The organism is Planococcus sp. ISL-110 (assembly GCF_018613575.1).
In the GTDB taxonomy this organism is placed as follows: domain Bacteria; phylum Bacillota; class Bacilli; order Bacillales_A; family Planococcaceae; genus Planococcus.
Genome location: NZ_JAGGPX010000018.1, coordinates 1 through 16,543, shown reverse-complemented (window position 1 = coordinate 16,543; position 16,543 = coordinate 1). Strand labels below are relative to the sequence as shown.

The following is a 16,543-nucleotide window of genomic DNA, read 5'->3' as shown; positions in this document are numbered from 1 at the left end:
GGTCACCTCTTTAAATATAGTAGGGAGTTATTTTGTATGTGCTGACACCAGTTTAGCCATTTCTGCTGCAGTAATCGGGGCTTCTGCTTGTGACATTGCTTGGATCAACTTTTCTTTATCAGCCTGCAGCCGGTCCAGCTCTTCCAGAAAGCGGTCAGCAGACAGTTCTTCTTCTTCGACCACATGGGCAAAGCCCTGTTTTTCAAATAAATTGGCATTCAATATTTGGTCGCCCCGGCTTTTTTGCATAGACAGCGGCACCAGCAGCATCGGCTTTTTCAAGGCCAGAAATTCAAAAATCGAATTAGAGCCTGCCCGCGATACCACAAAGTCCGTCATATGCAGCAAATGTGGAAGCTCATGCGTAACGTATTCAAACTGGCGGTAATTTATGTGGACATTCAGTTCAGGCATGCTATTGCCTTTGCCGCATAAGTGGATGACGTTGAAACCTTTCAACAGCCGCTCCAGGTTGTTTCGGACAGCCGAGTTGATCATTGCTGATCCTTGGCTTCCGCCCATAACCATCAAAACCGGCAGTTCGTTATCGAACGGACAGATTTCCTGGCCTTTTTCGGCAGAGCCTTCCATCAGCTCACTGCGGATCACAGATCCCGTACACGTCGATTTGGTGTTCGGCACATGCGCCAAAGTTTCTTTGAAAACGGTAAAGATATGGTCAGCAAAAGGCAAAGCCAACTTATTTGCGAGCCCTGGTGTCACATCCGATTCATGGATGATGACCGGCACTGACATCATCCGGCCAGCCATAACCACTGGAACAGATACGAATCCGCCTTTTGAGAAGATCGCGACGGGTTTGGTCTTGCGAATGATATTAAGCGCCTGTGTCAGCCCTGCGCCCACACGGAATGGATCCGAGAAATTCTTGGTGGAAAAATAACGTCTCAATTTGCCGCTGGAAATGGGATGGTAAGGCACCGAGGGAAACGAATCACGGATCAGTTCGTTTTCAATTCCTTCTTTGGATCCGATGTATTCCACATGGAAGCCTAAACTCTTCAATTCCGGTATCAATGCCTGGTTCAGGGAGACGTGTCCTGCCGTCCCGCCCCCGGTCAATAAAATTGTTTTGTTGTCCATTACATGGCCTACTCTCATCTATTAATTTGGCATAGCCAGATTCGCTTTGAAGACAGCCTGTCTATGCTATACTGGATTTTATGTGTAAAATTGTTGTTGGGTAAGCTGAAGTTAATATAACAGCTTTTGCAAACTATATAAGTTGAACTAATCATCTTTCATTGTCGGTCCTCCGCAAAACAGCTGCACTTTAAACAGGATGCGGGTCATGCAGTTGGCGCGGCAGGACGCCGCAGTGCCAACTGGCTAGCGCCCATGCCCCCTCAGCCGCTCTGCGCCTTGCAGGGGATCCTTGATGTCGCTTCGCTGCTCCATACCTGCTAGTAAGTTAGTGAAAAACATAAGTTCATATTTAGATAAGTAAATTTCTCAGCGCCGGCGCGTCCACGGGCTGAACGAAGCAAGAAGACGGATGCTTTTCCCGGCTTCTTGCGGGAGCCATGCCCAAAGTGGCCAAAGCGATGTGAAAAAGCTACATTTTAATTTCAACTCAGATAATTTGCGGGAGGAAAGAATTATGCAACAAACAAGAACCATGAAAGAAAAATTTCTGCTGTTGGTGAAAATTGTTTTTCCGATTCTCGTAACGCAAGTCGCGATGTATATGGTAACATTTTTCGATATCTACATGACTGCCCGCTACGGAACAGAGGATCTTGCTGGCGTTTCCATCGGGTCATCCTTTTGGGTCCCCGTCTATATCGGTCTTGCTGGAATTCTCATGTCCATCACCCCAATTGTAGCACAATTGATGGGGGCTAAGAAAAAAGAACAGGTAAAACAAGCCGTCCAGCAAGGGATTTATTTGGCCGTCCTGCTGGCGGCCATCGTCTTCGCTTTTTTCTACTTCAGCATCGATTACTTGATCGCGTTCATGGATCTCGAACCGGTCGTTGCTGACGTTGCAAACCGCTATATCTTTGCGATGTCGATCGGTTTGGTTCCGTTATTCGTTTACAATGCTTTGCGCTCTTATATCGATGCACTCGGCGCTACCCGTGTCACGATGGTCATTTCACTCTTATCTACACCCATCAACATCTTCTTCAACTACTTGCTGATTTTTGGAAAGTTCGGTTTTCCGGAACTTGGAGGCGTTGGGGCCGGACTTGCCTCGGCCATCACCTACTGGCTGATTCTGGCAATCGCGATTTGGATCATCCATACGAGAAACCCATTTAATTCCTACCGCATCTTCCGCAACTGGCCGAAATTTTCTCTTAGCAGCTGGGGCGAAATCAGCCGGATCGGTGTACCAATCGGCATTTCAATCTTTGTGGAAACGAGCATTTTTTCTGCTGTGACTTTTATGCTGGCAGTTTACGGTACTGTCACCATTGCGGCACATCAAATCGCCTTGAATTTTGCTTCCTTGCTTTACATGCTGCCGCTCAGCATCTCCATGGGCGCTACGATACTGGTTGGCTATGAAGTCGGCGCCAAGCGCTTTCAGGACGCCAAACAATACAGCTGGATGAGTGTGGGCACTGCCGTTACATTAAGCTCCCTATCTGCCTGTATCCTGTTCTTCATGCGCAGCGAAATCGCAGCCTTGTATTCTTCAGACCCTGTAGTGGTCGAGCTGGCTGTCCAGTTCCTGCTGTTTGCTGCTTTGTTCCAGCTATCGGACGCCATTCAGGCACCTGTGCAAGGAGCGCTCCGTGGCTATAAGGATGTCAATATCACCTTCATCATGGCGCTGATCTCCTATTGGGTCATCGGCCTGCCCTGCGGATACTTGCTGGCGAATTTCACCGATTTCGGAGCCTTTGGTTATTGGATCGGCCTGATTGTCGGCTTAACCGCCGGTGCCATCACCCTGTCCATCCGATTGCTGCTAATCCAAAAACGGATTTCTGCACATTCATTAGTTCGGGTACGTTCCGCAAAATAAAAAACGATAAAAAAGCAGGAAGCGAAAAATCGATGATTTTTCGCTTCCTGCTTTTATTTATATCTGTTGTTTCCTACCGTAGCCACAGTTTTATTGAGCGGAAAGCTTTTTATACAAAGCACTTAAGCCGCTTTTTTCTGAGTCCGACAAATCCGATTCTGCGATCCGTGCCAATGCCAGCTCCAATTTTTGCTCTTTGGATTTGCGGACACGGGGATGGGTCAATTCATCGTTCAATTCGATCAGGATGTTTTTTTCGAGATCTTGCTGCGTGGCAATCTTCTCTGCTGACGCACGCTGCGCCCAGAGTTTTCGGTACGATTCAATCACGGCAGTTCGACTCCTTCCAACCCTTCTCCGATGACCACAATCTGGTTCTGCATCTTGATGTACTCCGGAAGCCATTGCGCCATCCCGTAAGCAAACTGAAAAGCGTGCGGGTACTTATCGCCTTCAAGCGGCACATAACCCTTAATGCGGAAAACCGTATCCGGCAGTGCACGCAGCCATTCTTCAAAATTTTCACGTTGTACCGGCGCTTTAAACTGCAGCACTTTGGCATTCAAGTTCAGTTTGGAGACAGGGGCTTTAGTTACGCCTTCGGCTTTTGAAGGCGTCAGTTTGCCCAATGCTGAGAATGGCACTTTGGCATGGACCGTCTGGATGATCTGTGCTTTCGGATTCAGCGACTGGATCTCATAGACGACCGTACCTTGCTCGCCGTCCGTCAGCAAATCCATTTTATTGGCCAAAATCAAGTCGGCATGGCGGATTTGTTCCAAAAACAAGGAACGGATCTGTGGCGAAAGGCTGTTCCGGTCCATCCAGCGCTTGCTGTCGGCTACGGTGACGATGCCTTTGAAGTTCAATTGGTCGGCAAACAAAGGTGAAAAGATAGCATCCAAAGCTTCCACCGGATGCGCCGCACCTGTCGTTTCAATCAGCAGCACATCAAAATCTTCTTCGGCCAACAAGGTTTGGATCTGCGCTTCTGATTTCTCTGATCCAGAGCAGCAGATGCAGCCGTCGAGAATTTCTTTCAGCGGCACCCCGTCTTCCACTGAATCGGAATCCATGTTCATTTTGCCAAGTTCGTTCATGAAGACTGCCGGTTTCAATCCTTGGCCCTTCATTTGGCTGATCATGCCCTTCAGTAGAGTCGTTTTTCCGCTCCCCAAAAATCCACTGAACAAATATACGTCTTTCATCGTCTCATCCTTTCTTTTTTGCTTAAGAAAAGGCCCGCCTAAGCGGACCTTAAAAATCACTCTTCAGTTTCTTCAACTTCTTCAGCTTCTGAAGAAGTTGTTCCAGCTTCTTCCATCAGAAGTGTTTTTGCTTTCTGCAATTGCGGGTCTTCATCTTCAATTTTCTGGCGCAATGCATCCATCACGGCAAGAGTACTGTCTCCAGTCAGAACGCCTGTCACTTCCAAATCGTTTTCTTGCTGGAAAGTTTCGACTGCTTCTGTCATCTGCTCTTCGAATACACCATCCACTTCCCCGACTTCGTAACCAAGCGCTTCAAGCATTTGCTCAGCTGTTTCGACCTGTTCGGAAATAGAACCGTCTTGAAGTTCCAAGGAAGAATCTAAAATTGGAAGAGAAGCATATTCCGGATATGCCACTGCCACATCCGGCTCGATTCCTTTTTCGTGAATCCAATTGCCGTCTGGCGTCAACCATTTAGCCGTCGTGAATTTCAAATTAGAGCCGTCCTGAAGGTCATTGGCTGTTTGTACTGTTCCTTTGCCGAATGTCTTCTCCCCGACCAATTTAATCTCCGCGGATTCGTTCATCGCTCCGGCCAGAATCTCGGACGCCGAAGCACTTCCACCGTCGATTAACATGGTAACCGGCACATCAATCTTCGTGCCCGGTGAAGACATGTAAATTTCCGGTTCTACACCTTTTGCCTGAACTTCGAATAATGGCTTGCCATCTTCAATAAAGAGATTGGAAATATCAAGAGCCACATCGAGCAAGCCACCCGGATTTTGGCGAACGTCCATGACGAGCGATTCCATTCCTTCGGCTTCCATGTCCTCAATAGCATCAAGCAGCTCCTGATAGGTATTTTCAGAGAAGCTTGTTACTTGAATATGCGCAACATTGTCTCCGATCATTTCTGCGTAAACAGTCTCAATCGGTATTTCGTCACGGACGATGGTAATGTCAATCGGATCTATATTTTCGCCGCGCTGAATGGTCAACGTGACTTCAGTACCTTTTTCACCGCGAATCAGCATGACTGCCTCAGTTGTCGTGAAGCCTTGGATGCTTTCTCCATCAACAGCTAAAATCTGATCGTTCGGCAGGACACCCGCTTTTTCAGCTGGCGAGTTCTTGATCGGTGAAACCACCGTCACAAACCCACCGCGCTCCTGTACTTCTGCGCCAATTCCTTGGAAACTGGACGATATCCCTTCCAGAAATTGCGACGCTTCTTCTTCATTCATGTAATCGGAATAAGGATCTTCCAACGAATCGACCATGCCGTTAATGGCACCATTTACCAGAACATCTCTGTCCACTTCTTCAAAATATTGGTCCTGGATTTGATCATATGCTGTGTAGAGCTTCTCGAATTCACGACGTTCCGGTGAATTGACTTCTACCGCTTTGTCCTCGCCAAAAGTCAACGCGAAAACGGTCAAACCTGCCGTTGCTATTATTAAAAGGAATACAAGCATAATAAAAGAGAATGTTTTCATCTTAATAGTGTGCGACGGCGATTGTTCTACTGGTGGAATCTGTTCCTGCTCTTCCCCCGGACGTTTCTCATCCATCTATTTCACCACTTTCATAATTGCTTCAGAACCAGAGGATATGAAATGAAAAGACTGTCGAAACAGTCTTTTGTCAGCCTGCACTTTTCTTTCTTGTCCAGACTCCAGCGCCCAGATTCTAGGGTCATAAGCCAACCCAGCTATGTGGCAAAAAACGCCACACTGCCGGTCTGTCTTATGCCCGTCGAATCTATACGGGCGCTTACGCTTTTCTTTCTTGTCTAGACTCTAGCGCCCAGATTCAACGGGCGCTTGCGCTTTTCTTTCTACTCTTGAATCGCTGCGTCCAAAGCTACGACAATCATGTCGTTGAACGTCGTTTGGCGTTCTTCGGCAGTTGTCACTTCGCCTGTCAATAAGTGATCGCTGACAGTCAGGATTGATAGCGCCTGGCAACCGAATTTTGCAGCCAATGTGTAAAGAGCTGAAGATTCCATTTCAAGTGCAAGCACACCATACTGCGCCCATTTTTCGTGTTCTGCAAATTCGTTGTAGAAAACGTCTTCAGTAAAGACATTTCCGACGCGCAGGTTTAACCCTTTTTCAATGCCCGCGTTGTAAGCTTTCAACAATAGATCGAAATCTGCTGTTGGTGCATAGTTGATGCCTTTGAAAATGATTTCATTCATTTTCGAGTCGGTTGACGCACTTTGTGCCAAAATGACGTCGCGCACTTTAACATCCTTGTGGATTGAACCACACGTACCCACACGGATCAATTTTTTCACATCATATTCCTGCATCAATTCAGTGACATAGATTGAAATTGACGGTACTCCCATTCCTGTGCCTTGGACGGAGATGCGTTTTCCTTTATATGTTCCAGTATAGCCGAACATATTGCGGACTTCGTTATACAAGGTTACATCTTCCAAAAAAGTCTCCGCTATGTATTTTGCACGGAGCGGATCTCCCGGCAGTAAAATCGTTTCGGCAATATCGCCTTTTTTCGCATTAATATGAACACTCATTTAAAAAACCTCACTTTAATATAGTCGATTTAATCATACTGGTTTTTTTCCTATAGTGCAATGACAAGCCTTATTCGCCTGTGTACTCTTGCCACATTTCATCAAAGACAGAGGCTTTCATGACCGGGTGCGCTTTTTCTTCGACATATTTGGAAAGCTGATCGAAGTCTGCTGACGATTTGGGAAATGAATGGTCCAGAAACATCGAGTCCGCAAAGTGGGAGAAATCATCGGCATGCAATTTTCCTCGGTATTTTAATGCAAATTGATAAAATGATCGGTCCATGAAGGGCTCCTTCCAGATTTCAGGCAAAAAAAACCCGGACAGTTGTCCGGGCAACCTATTATTCAAACAGTTTCTTGTATTCGGATAGTCCTTCTGTGTCCAATTGCTCTTTAGGAACGAATCGGAGTGCCGCAGAATTGATGCAATAGCGCAAGCCGCCAAGAGATGATGGTCCGTCCGGGAACAAATGCCCAAGATGGGAATCGGCTGTCTCGGAGCGGACTTCCGTTCTTCTCATGCCATGGCTTGTATCCAGGTTTTCCTTCACTTCGGATCCTTCGATCGGCTTCGCAAAGCTTGGCCAACCGCAATGCGCATCAAATTTGTCTTTGGAACTGAACAATGGTTTGCCAGAAACAATATCCACATAGATGCCGTCTTCAAAATGCTGGTCGTATTCTCCCTGGAAAGGCGGCTCAGTGCCGCTTTCCTGGGTTACATGATATTGCATTGGTGTTAACTTAGCTTTCAATTCGTCTTTCATGATTGTCCACCCCAGTTCTTTTCAATAAACGCTGTCCGCCCGGAACCGACTGAATACCGGTTGTAATGGGCAGGGTTTTTCTTATAATAATCCTGATGGTAGGATTCAGCCAAGTAAAACGGTTTAGCTTCGATAATAGGAGTTGCTACCGGGTTTTTGAATCTGCCCGAATTGTCCAGTTCCTGCTTGGACTTTTCTGCAGCGAGGCGCTGCTCTTCAGAATGATAGAAGATGGCCGTCTGATAAGATTCTCCGCGGTCAAAAAATTGGCCTCCGGCATCGGTTGGGTCTATTTGCGTCCAGAAAACATCGAGCAATTTTTCGTAAGGAAAGATCTCTGGCTGGAACGTAATTTGAACGGCTTCAACATGACCTGTTGCGTTCGAGCAGACCTGTTCATAGGTCGGGTTCGGCATCTCGCCGCCCGTATAACCGCTCACCACTTCTTCAATGCCGTCCAATGAATCGAAGGGCTTGACCATACACCAAAAACAGCCTCCTGCAAATGTCGCTTTTTCTGTCTTCATATGCTCACTCCGTTCTTTATGGTTCAACTGTCACCAATAATTGGATATCGTCTTCTTGCAAGTTGAACGATGTTGCCCGTACGGAAATGCCGTCATCCAAAGGAATTTCCGTCAGTTTCAGCAGCACTTCTTCGTCAGCAGGCATCACTTCCATAAATTTTGGAAGTTCAACTGAGTCTCTAAGCAACTTTAACGCAGATTCAGGCGGAATATCCAGCATACCGACTTCCACCGACTTCTGCTCCAGCAATAAATTGCCATCTTCTTGAACAAGCGGTTCAAATTTCATCAAAATCGGCAAGGTCACTGAAAAAATAGTCAGCTCGGTCGATATGCTGACGTCGTCATTAACCGACAAGGCCAGAGGAATCGGTTGATCTTTCATGGCATCCTGTATATAGGTGTTGGCAATTCCCTCAAAATCAGCTTTTGTGGTGTTGACGACGACCGTATTGCCAGAGGCCGGCGCATTTTTCATCGCTTGATAAGAGGTATGGTCCTGCGATGGAGTGGTTACATAAAGCACAATTCCCACCAATGCCGCTGCGTTGAACGCCAACAAGACAAAGAAAGCTAAACGCCATTTTTTCATTTGTCACCACCCCTATTCTTTGTAACTTAATCCGCATTCTTCCATCCGTTCCAGAATGCGCTCGGCCATCAGGTCATAGCCTTTACTGTTCGGATGGAAAAAATCAGAATGATACACCAAATTCTTATTACCCACAAACAAATCGCTGACAGGTACGAAGCACGCCTGAGGATCTGACTCAGCTCGTTCTTTCATCACTTCATTATAAGAAGCAATAATCTGATCAAACTCTTCCACCTCATCTGTGATGAGCGAGAAGGGATTATAAATGCCCATGATGATCATGGGTGCATTCGGATTGATATCACGGATGGCTGTATAGATCGTATCGAATCTATTTTCATAAAGGATCAGCTCATCCGCAAATGCTTCCAGGTTCAGTGAAAACAAATCGCGTTTGATAATCCGCATGACATCGTTTCCGCCAATCGTCAGCGACAGGTAATCCGCTTCTGCAACAGAGCCAGTCAATTCGCCCTGCTGAATCATGGCCAGGAGTTGGTCGCTGCGGCGTCCGCGTTTGGCGGTGTTTTCGATAGCCACCCCTTCTATCCCTTGCCAAGTCCGTATTTCAGCCGCCACTCTGCCTGTATAGCCCCCTAAATTCTCTTGATCTCCTATGCCTTGAGACAAAGAATCCCCAAGCGCTGTAATGATCACTGCTTGAGGAATAAAATTCGGCGGAACGGTGTATGAAGTGATGGCCGGCTCGGTTCTTGGTTCTGCTTCTTTATTGCCAAAGTTAAAAGTTGGACTGCACCCCGCTACTATACCCATGGACAAAATGATGATAAACAGGATGCGCTTCAAGTTTATCTCTCCTTTTCAGATGGGCCTTTCCGCACCAATCAATCCGTATAATACATGAAACCAATCGCTCCGATTCCCGTGTGGGTAGAGATGACTGGTGTTGTAAAATCGAATTTAATATCCGTAAAGCCCGTTTCCTTGATTTTTTCACGTAATGGTTCAGCCATGGCAAGCCCATTGGCATGTGCAATACCAACACCTTTGACGATTTTTCCAGCTGTCCGGTCCATGAAATCCTTCATTAAGTATTCAACCACTTGCTTATGGCTTCTGACTTTGGCAACCGGTGTATATTCGCCGTCGTCCAAAGAGGCAATCGGCTTGATCTTCATCAGTGAGCCCAATAAAGCACGGCCTTTGCCAATCCGACCACCCTTGACCAAATTATCAAGCGTATCCACTACTACAAAAAGCTTGGTGTTGAGGCGAATCTGCTCCACCCGTGCAACGATTTCATCCATCGATTTTCCGGTTTTCGCCATATCTGCCGCCTCAAACACTTGAAACGTCAAGGCGTGCGATATATAGCGTGAATCTATGACGGTGACATCGGATTCTGTCAGCTGAGCTGCAGCTTTTGCCGACTCGACAGTACCACTCATGCCGCCTGTCATATGAATCGATAGGATTTGATCTCCGGTTTTACCTAATTCATCATAGAGCTCCTTGAATACACCAGGAGCCGGCTGTGAACTTTTCGGCATTTCCTTGGAGTTTTTCATCAGCTCAAGAAAAGACTCGGGCTCCAAGTCAACGCGATCCAAATAGGTTTCCCCGCCGATTTGAATCGTTAAGGGAACTACATGCAAATCGTATTTTTCAATGACCTCTGGTTTCAAATCAGCGGTCGAATCCGTGACAATATGAATCTTGGACATGAAATCACTTCCTTCTTTACTTTAGTTTAAGTAATTGCATTACAGTAAACAACCGATAGGGTCGTCCCTCGTCTGCGCAAACTGAAAACTTCAGTCATCTATTGGCAGTTTTTTGAGACAGTGAAAGAACAGCTTCTTCGATTCGTGAACGAACCAGTTCTATCGCCTCTTTTGTAGTATATTCCTGAATTATTTCAGCCGGTATGGGATCAAGCAATTGAACTGATACATCTGCCGGCATGACTTTGTTGTTGTTTTTTTCCATAATATCAGAAGTTCCATAAATCGCAATCGGCAGGATCGGTACGCCTGAATCTTTCGCGATACGCATGAATCCGGATTTGAATTCGCCCATCGCTTGGCCTTTGCTTCTCGTCCCTTCAGGGAAAATCAGGATGGAATGGCCTTCCTTCAGTTTCTCAACCGTATCGGTGATCGACTTTAAAGCGCTTCGGCGATCGGTCCGATCCAGAAAAACACAATTCATCTCTTCCATATACATCGGAATGATCGGCATTTTCTGCACTTCTTTTTTGGAAATAAAGCCAAAGGGTTTCGGAATGGCCGACAGCAAGACCGGAATATCAAAGTTCCCTTCATGGTTGCTGACAAACAGGACCGGCCCATCAGGCAGCTTTTCCAAACCCGTTATGGAAACGCTGCTTTGCGTCCGTTTCATGATGCCGGACGCCCATTTTTGAGGCTCCGTGTGAATCAACTGATCATATTGCTCGACACTTAGCTGCGGCTTCTGTTTGATGAACTTCTTCAAGTTCACGGCACTGATTGGCAAATAACCGAATAAAAAAGAGAATGTCCGAACTGAATTAAGCACGATCTTTTTTCTTTTTCCGACGCTCGTACACCAGGTACGAAAAAGGCACTTCATTAGAAATTTGCTGCTCTGACTCGGAAACAAGCTTCCACTCACGGCCATATTCTGGGAAGTACGTGTCCCCATCAAAAGCCTGATGGACGAGGGTGATGTACAGACGGTCAGCCTCATCCAAAATCGAATTGAAAATCTGCTCGCCGCCGATGATCATCACTTCTTCATGAAATTCTTTTGCCAATTTTACGGCATCCTGCAAATTATGGACCACATCCACACCTTCTGCCTGATAATCGTCGTTGCGCGTCACAACGATGTTGCGGCGCTTTGGAAGCGGGCGGCCGATGGATTCGAACGTGTTGCGTCCCATGACGATGCCTTTTCCAATTGTCTGTTTTTTGAAATACGCCAAATCAGCTGGAATATGCCAAGGCAATTCGTTATCTATTCCGATGACCCGGTTCGGATCATGCGCTACCATCAATGAAATCATAAATCTTCCTCCTATCCCGCTTTTGGCGGGGGTTGAACTCTAATTGATTAGGCTTTTTTGTTGTTAAAGAAATCGCTGCAGTCGCCGACTTCCACGAATTCCCCTACGTTTTTGCAGTCATAAAAAAATTGTTGGTTAATCGAAATCCCAATAAATATTAGACGTTAAACTGCGACTGGTGCTTTAATCCGCGGGTGCGGATCGTAGCCTTCGATTGTGATGTCTTCCAATTTCAAGTCAAAAATCGAGTCGATGTCTTCATTGATTTTTAAGGTTGGCAGAGGTTTCGGCTCTCTCGACAGCTGTTCTTCAACCTGTGACAGGTGATTTGAATACAGGTGCGTGTCGCCTGTCGTAAGAACGAAATCGCCGACTTCCAAGTTGCATTCCCGTGCGATGAGATGCGTCAATAGCGCATAGGATGCGATATTAAAGGGCACTCCCAAAAAGACATCTGCGCTGCGCTGGTAAAGCTGGCAGGAAAGTTTGCCATCCGCTACGTAAAACTGGAACATGATATGGCATGGCGGCAAAGCCATGTCGTCAATAAATTCTGGATTCCATGCTGTCACCAGATGGCGGCGGGAATCCGGGTTTTTCTTAATGGATTCGATGACATTCTTCAGTTGATCGATGGTCCCGCCTTGTGTTGTCGCCCACGAACGCCATTGCTTGCCGTAAACCGGTCCAAGATCCCCGTATTTTTCGGCAAACTCCGGATTTTCAATGACCTTGCGTTGAAAGCTTTGCATCTCCAGCTTGTACAGTTCCGCAAAATCCGGATCTTTCTGTGCACGCCGGCCAAAGTCGGTCATATCAGGCCCTGCATATTCTTCACTTGCCACCCATTGCGCAAATGCCCATTCATCCCAAATATGATTATTGTCCTGGAGCAATGCCCTGACATTAGTGTCACCTTTGATAAACCAGAGAAGTTCCGAGACAATCAGGCGGAACGCTGTTTTTTTAGTAGTCATCAGCGGGAACCCTTTGCTCAAATCGAATCGCATCTGATGGCCGAAGACACTTAGAGTTCCCGTGCCGGTCCGATCTTCTTTTGTCGCTCCGTTATGTAATATGTGTTCGCATAAATCTAAATATTGCTTCATGTAAGTCGCCTCCGTTGTCATGTTTAATCATAACAAAAACTCTCTATTAACAACACTTTCATCCTTAATTAATATAGATTATAAGTTGAATTACTAATCTTTCACAACAGATATTCCGCAAAACAGCTACGCTTGCCGCGGGCGCCTCCGCTGTTTTGCTCCATATCTACTAAATTAAGTGAGTGGAAAACATCAGCTCCTATCTCGGCAAGTTGCTAGTTCAGCGCAGGCGCGTTCAGGGGCTAGGCGAAACAAGAAGACGGATGCTTTTCCCGGCTTCTTGTGGGAGCCATGCCCAAAGCGGCCGAAGCGGTTTCTAAAATGATGATTCTTAAGTTCAACTCTTATAGCAGATTTATACAAAAAAACCGCCACAATGTGGGCGGTTTAGGAAAGCCATTTCGGCGGTGTATTTTTGGACCAGTAAATATCGCCCACGGTTATGTGCTTTTGGAAATCATCCTCGGCCAAATGGTAATGGAAATTAAAAGAGTAGCCCACTTGCGGCTTTTTTTCCGTTCTTACGTGGAAACGAATTTCATCTTTGTTAGTTTCGGTGTCATAGACATGGAAGATCTTTTCTGAGTAATCGCCTGACGGTTTTTCAGAGATGGCCAATTTGCTCAATTTGCCGGTATCGAGAGTCGCCAGGTGAACATCAATCGCCCGTTGGATGTTCGGTAGGATCATGGTCTGGAATTCATCCTGAATAACCGGACCGATCCGCGAGCCGAACTTCAAATAAGACTGCTCTTCGGCCGACTGATGGACCTTGTCGAGAATGGATTCGCTGGTATCATAAAATTCGCTTGGATCGATCCAGTCATAGATATACTGTTTGTTATCGCTTTCAGCAGCGTGAGATTTCGGTTGGCTTTTTTCGTCCAGAAGCGACTCCCAGATTAAATGGTTTGGGGAGATTGCGCCCAATGTCAAAGCGGCAACTGCAATCATCAGCGACTTTTGCCACCAATTTTTCATCAACATCACCTTTTCATTTATGAACATTTTAGTAACCCGTTTGCTTATTTATACGAATTTTATTGGTAAAGGTTTCATCTTCTTGAAATTCATTGTACAATAAAGTCATTAAGAACGCCTTGTTTTTTTTTGAAAAGGAGGAATTTTCATGGATGCATCATTATTGATCGGACTGGGTCTCCTGTTTTTGCTCGGATACTTGACTTCACTTTCTTTTACAGACTAACGAGCAAGTAAAAAACCTTCTGGATAGCCAGAAGGTTTTTTACTTGCTCGTTTTATGGCGTAACCAAAATTACGCCGTAATGGAATTTTGTATTTGGCCGCACGCGCCGGTTAAATCCGAAACGCTCAAAATCCTGCGAACGGAAATGTGCTTTCAGGACAATGGATTTGCGCGCCACCCTTTTCGCCTCCGCTACCCACCGCTCCGTCAATTGTCCATGGTCAGCAGGTCCTCTTAGGGGCGTGAAATTGGATGCCTCTGTAATTTCCTCAGTAAACATCGGATCCATATAAATAACGTCGATGGAATCGGACTCGAGCGTCTTCAGAAACGAAACCGCATCCGATGACACCACTCTGATACGCTTCATCGCCTCTATCAAATGAGGCATCTCCTTATACGTTCGCAACCCCTGTCCAACAACGTAAGCAAGGACTGGATGGCTTTCGCAGCCCAGAACCTGTCCCTTTTCACCAACATGCTGGGAAGCCACTAGTGAGTCTGAAGCCAATCCCAATGTGCAATCCAAAAAAGAATCGCCGGATTGGAGTCCTGAAACTTCAATTACTGGATCCTGCTCGAGTGGTCTTTTCGTTCGGAATGCTGCAGAATTCGGATGAAAAAAGAACGGCTCTTTTTTACCCACGGGGTAAAACTCGAGCCGTTCCTTCAAACAGACCAGAAGATCCGCCCCTTCATCCCCATGCATTCTGTCGATGGAACGTTTATTGCGCGGGACCTGCAAAAGCGATAGATCTGCTGAAACACGAGCGGCCCACTCCAATGTGGACGAAGTGGGCCGGTACGCTGTCGTGACTACTGTTTTCACTGAGCTGCCACCTGTTCAAGAACCTGTGACAAGTGATCGCGTATTTGTTCCATCGGGTATCCCTCAATTTGTTCACGCGGAATAAAATAAGCCAATTGGCCATCTTTTAATACCGCAATCGATGGCGATGAAGGAGGAACTTCTTCGAAATAATTGCGCATCTGTGCAGTTGCCTCTTTGTCCTGGCCCGCAAATACCGTCACCAAATGCTCTGGTTTCGCCTCCACTGCCTGAAGTGCTTCAATAACTGCTGGACGTGCCAAGCCTGCTGCACAGCCGCAAACCGAGTTGATGACAACCAGACTCGTACCTGCAGAGCTGCTCATATGTTCATTGACTTCTTCAGCCGTCAATAATTCCTTAAATCCTGCACCGGTTAACTCTTGGCGCATCGGCACAACAATGCCTTTCATGTACTCATCATATGCGTTCATGCTTCTGCCTCTTTTCATTTAGTTTATTTTGTTTAGCATATATGTTTTTATCTATTTCAGTGTAACCCAGATGGTGTGGAATTTCATAGTGTACCGATTTATATGTGTATTTTTGCTGGCCAATAAAAATATTTGCAAAAAAGAAAATTATGTAAGGTTCTTCTATATAATAATTTATAATAGACAAGATAAAATACTGCTGCAAGAGTCCTTACGACAAACTTCGAGGGGCCCAGGGTGAATAGGAGATAAATTATGAAGAAGAAAAAGAAAAAAGAAAATTGTTTTGCTGATATGTTTAAAGATATTAGTCTGCAAGTCGTTTTTGAAGTTATATTCTCTGTAATTTGGAATGTTTTATCATTCATACCACGATCGATTATTCGATTGTACAACAGTATTTAAGTCTGTTTGGTATAACTAGACTCAAATAAGCTTACATATTTCAAAAGCCCCTATCTCGCAATCTTAAGAAGTCCATGTTTTTTTAGACTCATAAAATTGCAGATTGGGGCAAGTTGCAGTAGGCTATGATGTTTTCCACTCATACTTCTTCCCACAATTCCGGTATAGGCAACCCAATTCAGGCGCCTCTTCATGTAATCCACCTAATTAGAGTCGGCTCTTCGGCTTTTTTCGTAAGCGCGTTCCTCCTTGAGATAACGAATATAACTACTTCCAAATGCGGCAAGTGACGTGATCCAAAGTGAAATTACAGCTGCATTTAAGATCATGAACATAATTATTCCTCCTCTTTCGCTAATCAGCAATCTAGTCGAATAACAAGTCAAACTTGTCTTAAAGGTTTTTTGAAATATTTCATGGAATTTCATCATTTTTAATTAGTCGTTTTAAGCCATGGATAAGTTTCTTTTGCATAAGAAAAAGAGCGCCCCATTGAACGCTCTTCCAGTTAATTATTTATTGAAATGCTGGTGTACATATTCTTAAGGTATTTATCCGGATGGGGCATCGGATGATTTTTGCCTCTTTTGGTATTCCGTTGGTAACTTTCAAAAGCGGAATTGATCAGCTCCCAATCCTCTGGGTAATCCTCTTTAAAATTAATTTTAAAAGTATGCCAAGTCATATCTTCGCCATACTTTTTGGCCATCGCTTCTAGTTTTTTCTTTTTTGCCGGAAATACTGCACTGCCCATAACATCACTCTTTTCTCTTACCAATATACAACAAAAGAGAAACTTTGAAAAGAATCATAAAAAAAACGACTTTCTGTCATTTCCTTTCTTCTTTAACGAATAATTTATTTCTTTACGGCATATACTTGAATCAATTTCATAATGCG

General features: G+C 45.4%; 19 protein-coding genes. 1 reads left to right on the top strand and 18 read right to left on the bottom strand.

Features of this window, described 5'->3' with window-relative positions:
- Window positions 1-27: 27 nt before the first annotated feature.
- A complete protein-coding gene (locus J7I83_RS12630) occupies window positions 28-1,104 on the bottom strand; it encodes an undecaprenyldiphospho-muramoylpentapeptide beta-N-acetylglucosaminyltransferase (RefSeq protein WP_215101265.1) in 1,077 nt (358 codons plus the stop codon).
- 517 nt (window positions 1,105-1,621) lie between these two features.
- Here J7I83_RS12630 and J7I83_RS12625 point away from each other — a divergent pair.
- A complete protein-coding gene (locus J7I83_RS12625) occupies window positions 1,622-2,998 on the top strand; it encodes an MATE family efflux transporter (RefSeq protein WP_215101264.1) in 1,377 nt (458 codons plus the stop codon).
- A gap of 90 nt (window positions 2,999-3,088) precedes the next feature.
- On the opposite strand, the gene J7I83_RS12620 is transcribed toward J7I83_RS12625, so the two are convergent.
- From J7I83_RS12620 to J7I83_RS12540, 17 genes are all read right to left on the bottom strand, one after another.
- Window positions 3,089-3,328 (bottom strand): hypothetical protein, encoded by a 240-nt coding sequence (locus J7I83_RS12620; protein ID WP_215101262.1) that lies wholly within the window; start codon window positions 3,326-3,328, stop codon window positions 3,089-3,091.
- Window positions 3,325-4,206 (bottom strand): CobW family GTP-binding protein, encoded by an 882-nt coding sequence (locus J7I83_RS12615; protein ID WP_215101260.1) that lies wholly within the window; start codon window positions 4,204-4,206, stop codon window positions 3,325-3,327. Before J7I83_RS12615 ends, J7I83_RS12620 begins: the two co-directional genes overlap by 4 nt.
- A gap of 56 nt (window positions 4,207-4,262) precedes the next feature.
- A complete protein-coding gene (locus J7I83_RS12610) occupies window positions 4,263-5,786 on the bottom strand; it encodes a lmo1851 family serine protease (protein WP_215101258.1) in 1,524 nt (507 codons plus the stop codon).
- Window positions 5,787-6,052: 266 nt separating this feature from the next.
- Window positions 6,053-6,757, bottom strand: coding sequence for a purine-nucleoside phosphorylase (gene deoD, locus J7I83_RS12605; RefSeq protein WP_215101256.1), 705 nt, complete (start codon window positions 6,755-6,757; stop codon window positions 6,053-6,055).
- Between the two features lie 70 nt (window positions 6,758-6,827).
- On the bottom strand, window positions 6,828-7,043 hold the full coding sequence (locus J7I83_RS12600) for a YozE family protein (RefSeq protein WP_215101255.1): 216 nt from the start codon (window positions 7,041-7,043) through the stop codon (window positions 6,828-6,830).
- Between the two features lie 58 nt (window positions 7,044-7,101).
- Window positions 7,102-7,527 (bottom strand): peptide-methionine (R)-S-oxide reductase MsrB, encoded by a 426-nt coding sequence (gene msrB / locus J7I83_RS12595; RefSeq protein ID WP_215101253.1) that lies wholly within the window; start codon window positions 7,525-7,527, stop codon window positions 7,102-7,104.
- A complete protein-coding gene (msrA, locus tag J7I83_RS12590) occupies window positions 7,524-8,054 on the bottom strand; it encodes a peptide-methionine (S)-S-oxide reductase MsrA (protein WP_215101251.1) in 531 nt (176 codons plus the stop codon). Before msrA ends, msrB begins: the two co-directional genes overlap by 4 nt.
- 16 nt (window positions 8,055-8,070) lie before the next feature.
- Window positions 8,071-8,646 carry a YpmS family protein gene (locus J7I83_RS12585; protein WP_215101249.1) on the bottom strand — a complete coding sequence of 192 codons (576 nt, stop codon included), beginning with the start codon at window positions 8,644-8,646 and terminating at the stop codon, window positions 8,071-8,073.
- Between the two features lie 12 nt (window positions 8,647-8,658).
- Window positions 8,659-9,456 carry a GDSL-type esterase/lipase family protein gene (locus J7I83_RS12580; RefSeq protein ID WP_215101247.1) on the bottom strand — a complete coding sequence of 266 codons (798 nt, stop codon included), beginning with the start codon at window positions 9,454-9,456 and terminating at the stop codon, window positions 8,659-8,661.
- A gap of 38 nt (window positions 9,457-9,494) precedes the next feature.
- On the bottom strand, window positions 9,495-10,334 hold the full coding sequence (locus J7I83_RS12575) for a DegV family protein (RefSeq protein ID WP_215101245.1): 840 nt from the start codon (window positions 10,332-10,334) through the stop codon (window positions 9,495-9,497).
- A gap of 94 nt (window positions 10,335-10,428) precedes the next feature.
- Complete coding sequence (locus J7I83_RS12570; protein WP_215101243.1) at window positions 10,429-11,169, bottom strand: lysophospholipid acyltransferase family protein; 741 nt, start codon at window positions 11,167-11,169, stop codon at window positions 10,429-10,431.
- The gene (locus J7I83_RS12565) at window positions 11,162-11,659 is read right to left on the bottom strand and encodes a dihydrofolate reductase (RefSeq protein WP_215101240.1); all 498 of its coding nucleotides are present in this window, start codon (window positions 11,657-11,659) and stop codon (window positions 11,162-11,164) included. The genes J7I83_RS12570 and J7I83_RS12565 overlap by 8 nt, the downstream gene beginning before the upstream one ends.
- Before the next feature lie 164 nt (window positions 11,660-11,823).
- Window positions 11,824-12,768, bottom strand: a complete 945-nt coding sequence (locus tag J7I83_RS12560) for a thymidylate synthase (RefSeq protein ID WP_215101238.1) — start codon at window positions 12,766-12,768, stop codon at window positions 11,824-11,826.
- 387 nt (window positions 12,769-13,155) lie between these two features.
- Window positions 13,156-13,749, bottom strand: coding sequence for a YpjP family protein (locus J7I83_RS12555; protein WP_215101236.1), 594 nt, complete (start codon window positions 13,747-13,749; stop codon window positions 13,156-13,158).
- 278 nt (window positions 13,750-14,027) lie between these two features.
- Window positions 14,028-14,804, bottom strand: coding sequence for a class I SAM-dependent methyltransferase (locus tag J7I83_RS12550; protein ID WP_215101235.1), 777 nt, complete (start codon window positions 14,802-14,804; stop codon window positions 14,028-14,030).
- On the bottom strand, window positions 14,801-15,238 hold the full coding sequence (locus J7I83_RS12545) for a BrxA/BrxB family bacilliredoxin (RefSeq protein ID WP_215101234.1): 438 nt from the start codon (window positions 15,236-15,238) through the stop codon (window positions 14,801-14,803). The genes J7I83_RS12550 and J7I83_RS12545 overlap by 4 nt, the downstream gene beginning before the upstream one ends.
- Before the next feature lie 913 nt (window positions 15,239-16,151).
- On the bottom strand, window positions 16,152-16,397 hold the full coding sequence (locus J7I83_RS12540) for a hypothetical protein (RefSeq protein ID WP_215101233.1): 246 nt from the start codon (window positions 16,395-16,397) through the stop codon (window positions 16,152-16,154).
- Window positions 16,398-16,543 lie beyond the last annotated feature (146 nt).

Excerpts from the sequence above, each read along its gene's own strand:
- J7I83_RS12630 (WP_215101265.1), bottom strand. The coding sequence starts at position 1,104 with ATGGACAACAAAACAATTTTATTGACCGGGGGCGGGACGGCAGGACAC.
- J7I83_RS12625 (WP_215101264.1), top strand. The coding sequence starts at position 1,622 with ATGCAACAAACAAGAACCATGAAAGAAAAATTTCTGCTGTTGGTGAAA.
- J7I83_RS12615 (WP_215101260.1), bottom strand. The coding sequence starts at position 4,206 with ATGAAAGACGTATATTTGTTCAGTGGATTTTTGGGGAGCGGAAAAACG.
- J7I83_RS12610 (WP_215101258.1), bottom strand. The coding sequence starts at position 5,786 with ATGGATGAGAAACGTCCGGGGGAAGAGCAGGAACAGATTCCACCAGTA.
- deoD (WP_215101256.1), bottom strand. The coding sequence starts at position 6,757 with ATGAGTGTTCATATTAATGCGAAAAAAGGCGATATTGCCGAAACGATT.
- J7I83_RS12600 (WP_215101255.1), bottom strand. The coding sequence starts at position 7,043 with ATGGACCGATCATTTTATCAATTTGCATTAAAATACCGAGGAAAATTG.
- msrB (WP_215101253.1), bottom strand. The coding sequence starts at position 7,527 with ATGAAAGACGAATTGAAAGCTAAGTTAACACCAATGCAATATCATGTA.
- msrA (WP_215101251.1), bottom strand. The coding sequence starts at position 8,054 with ATGAAGACAGAAAAAGCGACATTTGCAGGAGGCTGTTTTTGGTGTATG.
- J7I83_RS12585 (WP_215101249.1), bottom strand. The coding sequence starts at position 8,646 with ATGAAAAAATGGCGTTTAGCTTTCTTTGTCTTGTTGGCGTTCAACGCA.
- J7I83_RS12575 (WP_215101245.1), bottom strand. The coding sequence starts at position 10,334 with ATGTCCAAGATTCATATTGTCACGGATTCGACCGCTGATTTGAAACCA.
- J7I83_RS12565 (WP_215101240.1), bottom strand. The coding sequence starts at position 11,659 with ATGATTTCATTGATGGTAGCGCATGATCCGAACCGGGTCATCGGAATA.
- J7I83_RS12560 (WP_215101238.1), bottom strand. The coding sequence starts at position 12,768 with ATGAAGCAATATTTAGATTTATGCGAACACATATTACATAACGGAGCG.
- J7I83_RS12555 (WP_215101236.1), bottom strand. The coding sequence starts at position 13,749 with ATGAAAAATTGGTGGCAAAAGTCGCTGATGATTGCAGTTGCCGCTTTG.
- J7I83_RS12545 (WP_215101234.1), bottom strand. The coding sequence starts at position 15,238 with ATGAACGCATATGATGAGTACATGAAAGGCATTGTTGTGCCGATGCGC.
- J7I83_RS12540 (WP_215101233.1), bottom strand. The coding sequence starts at position 16,397 with ATGGGCAGTGCAGTATTTCCGGCAAAAAAGAAAAAACTAGAAGCGATG.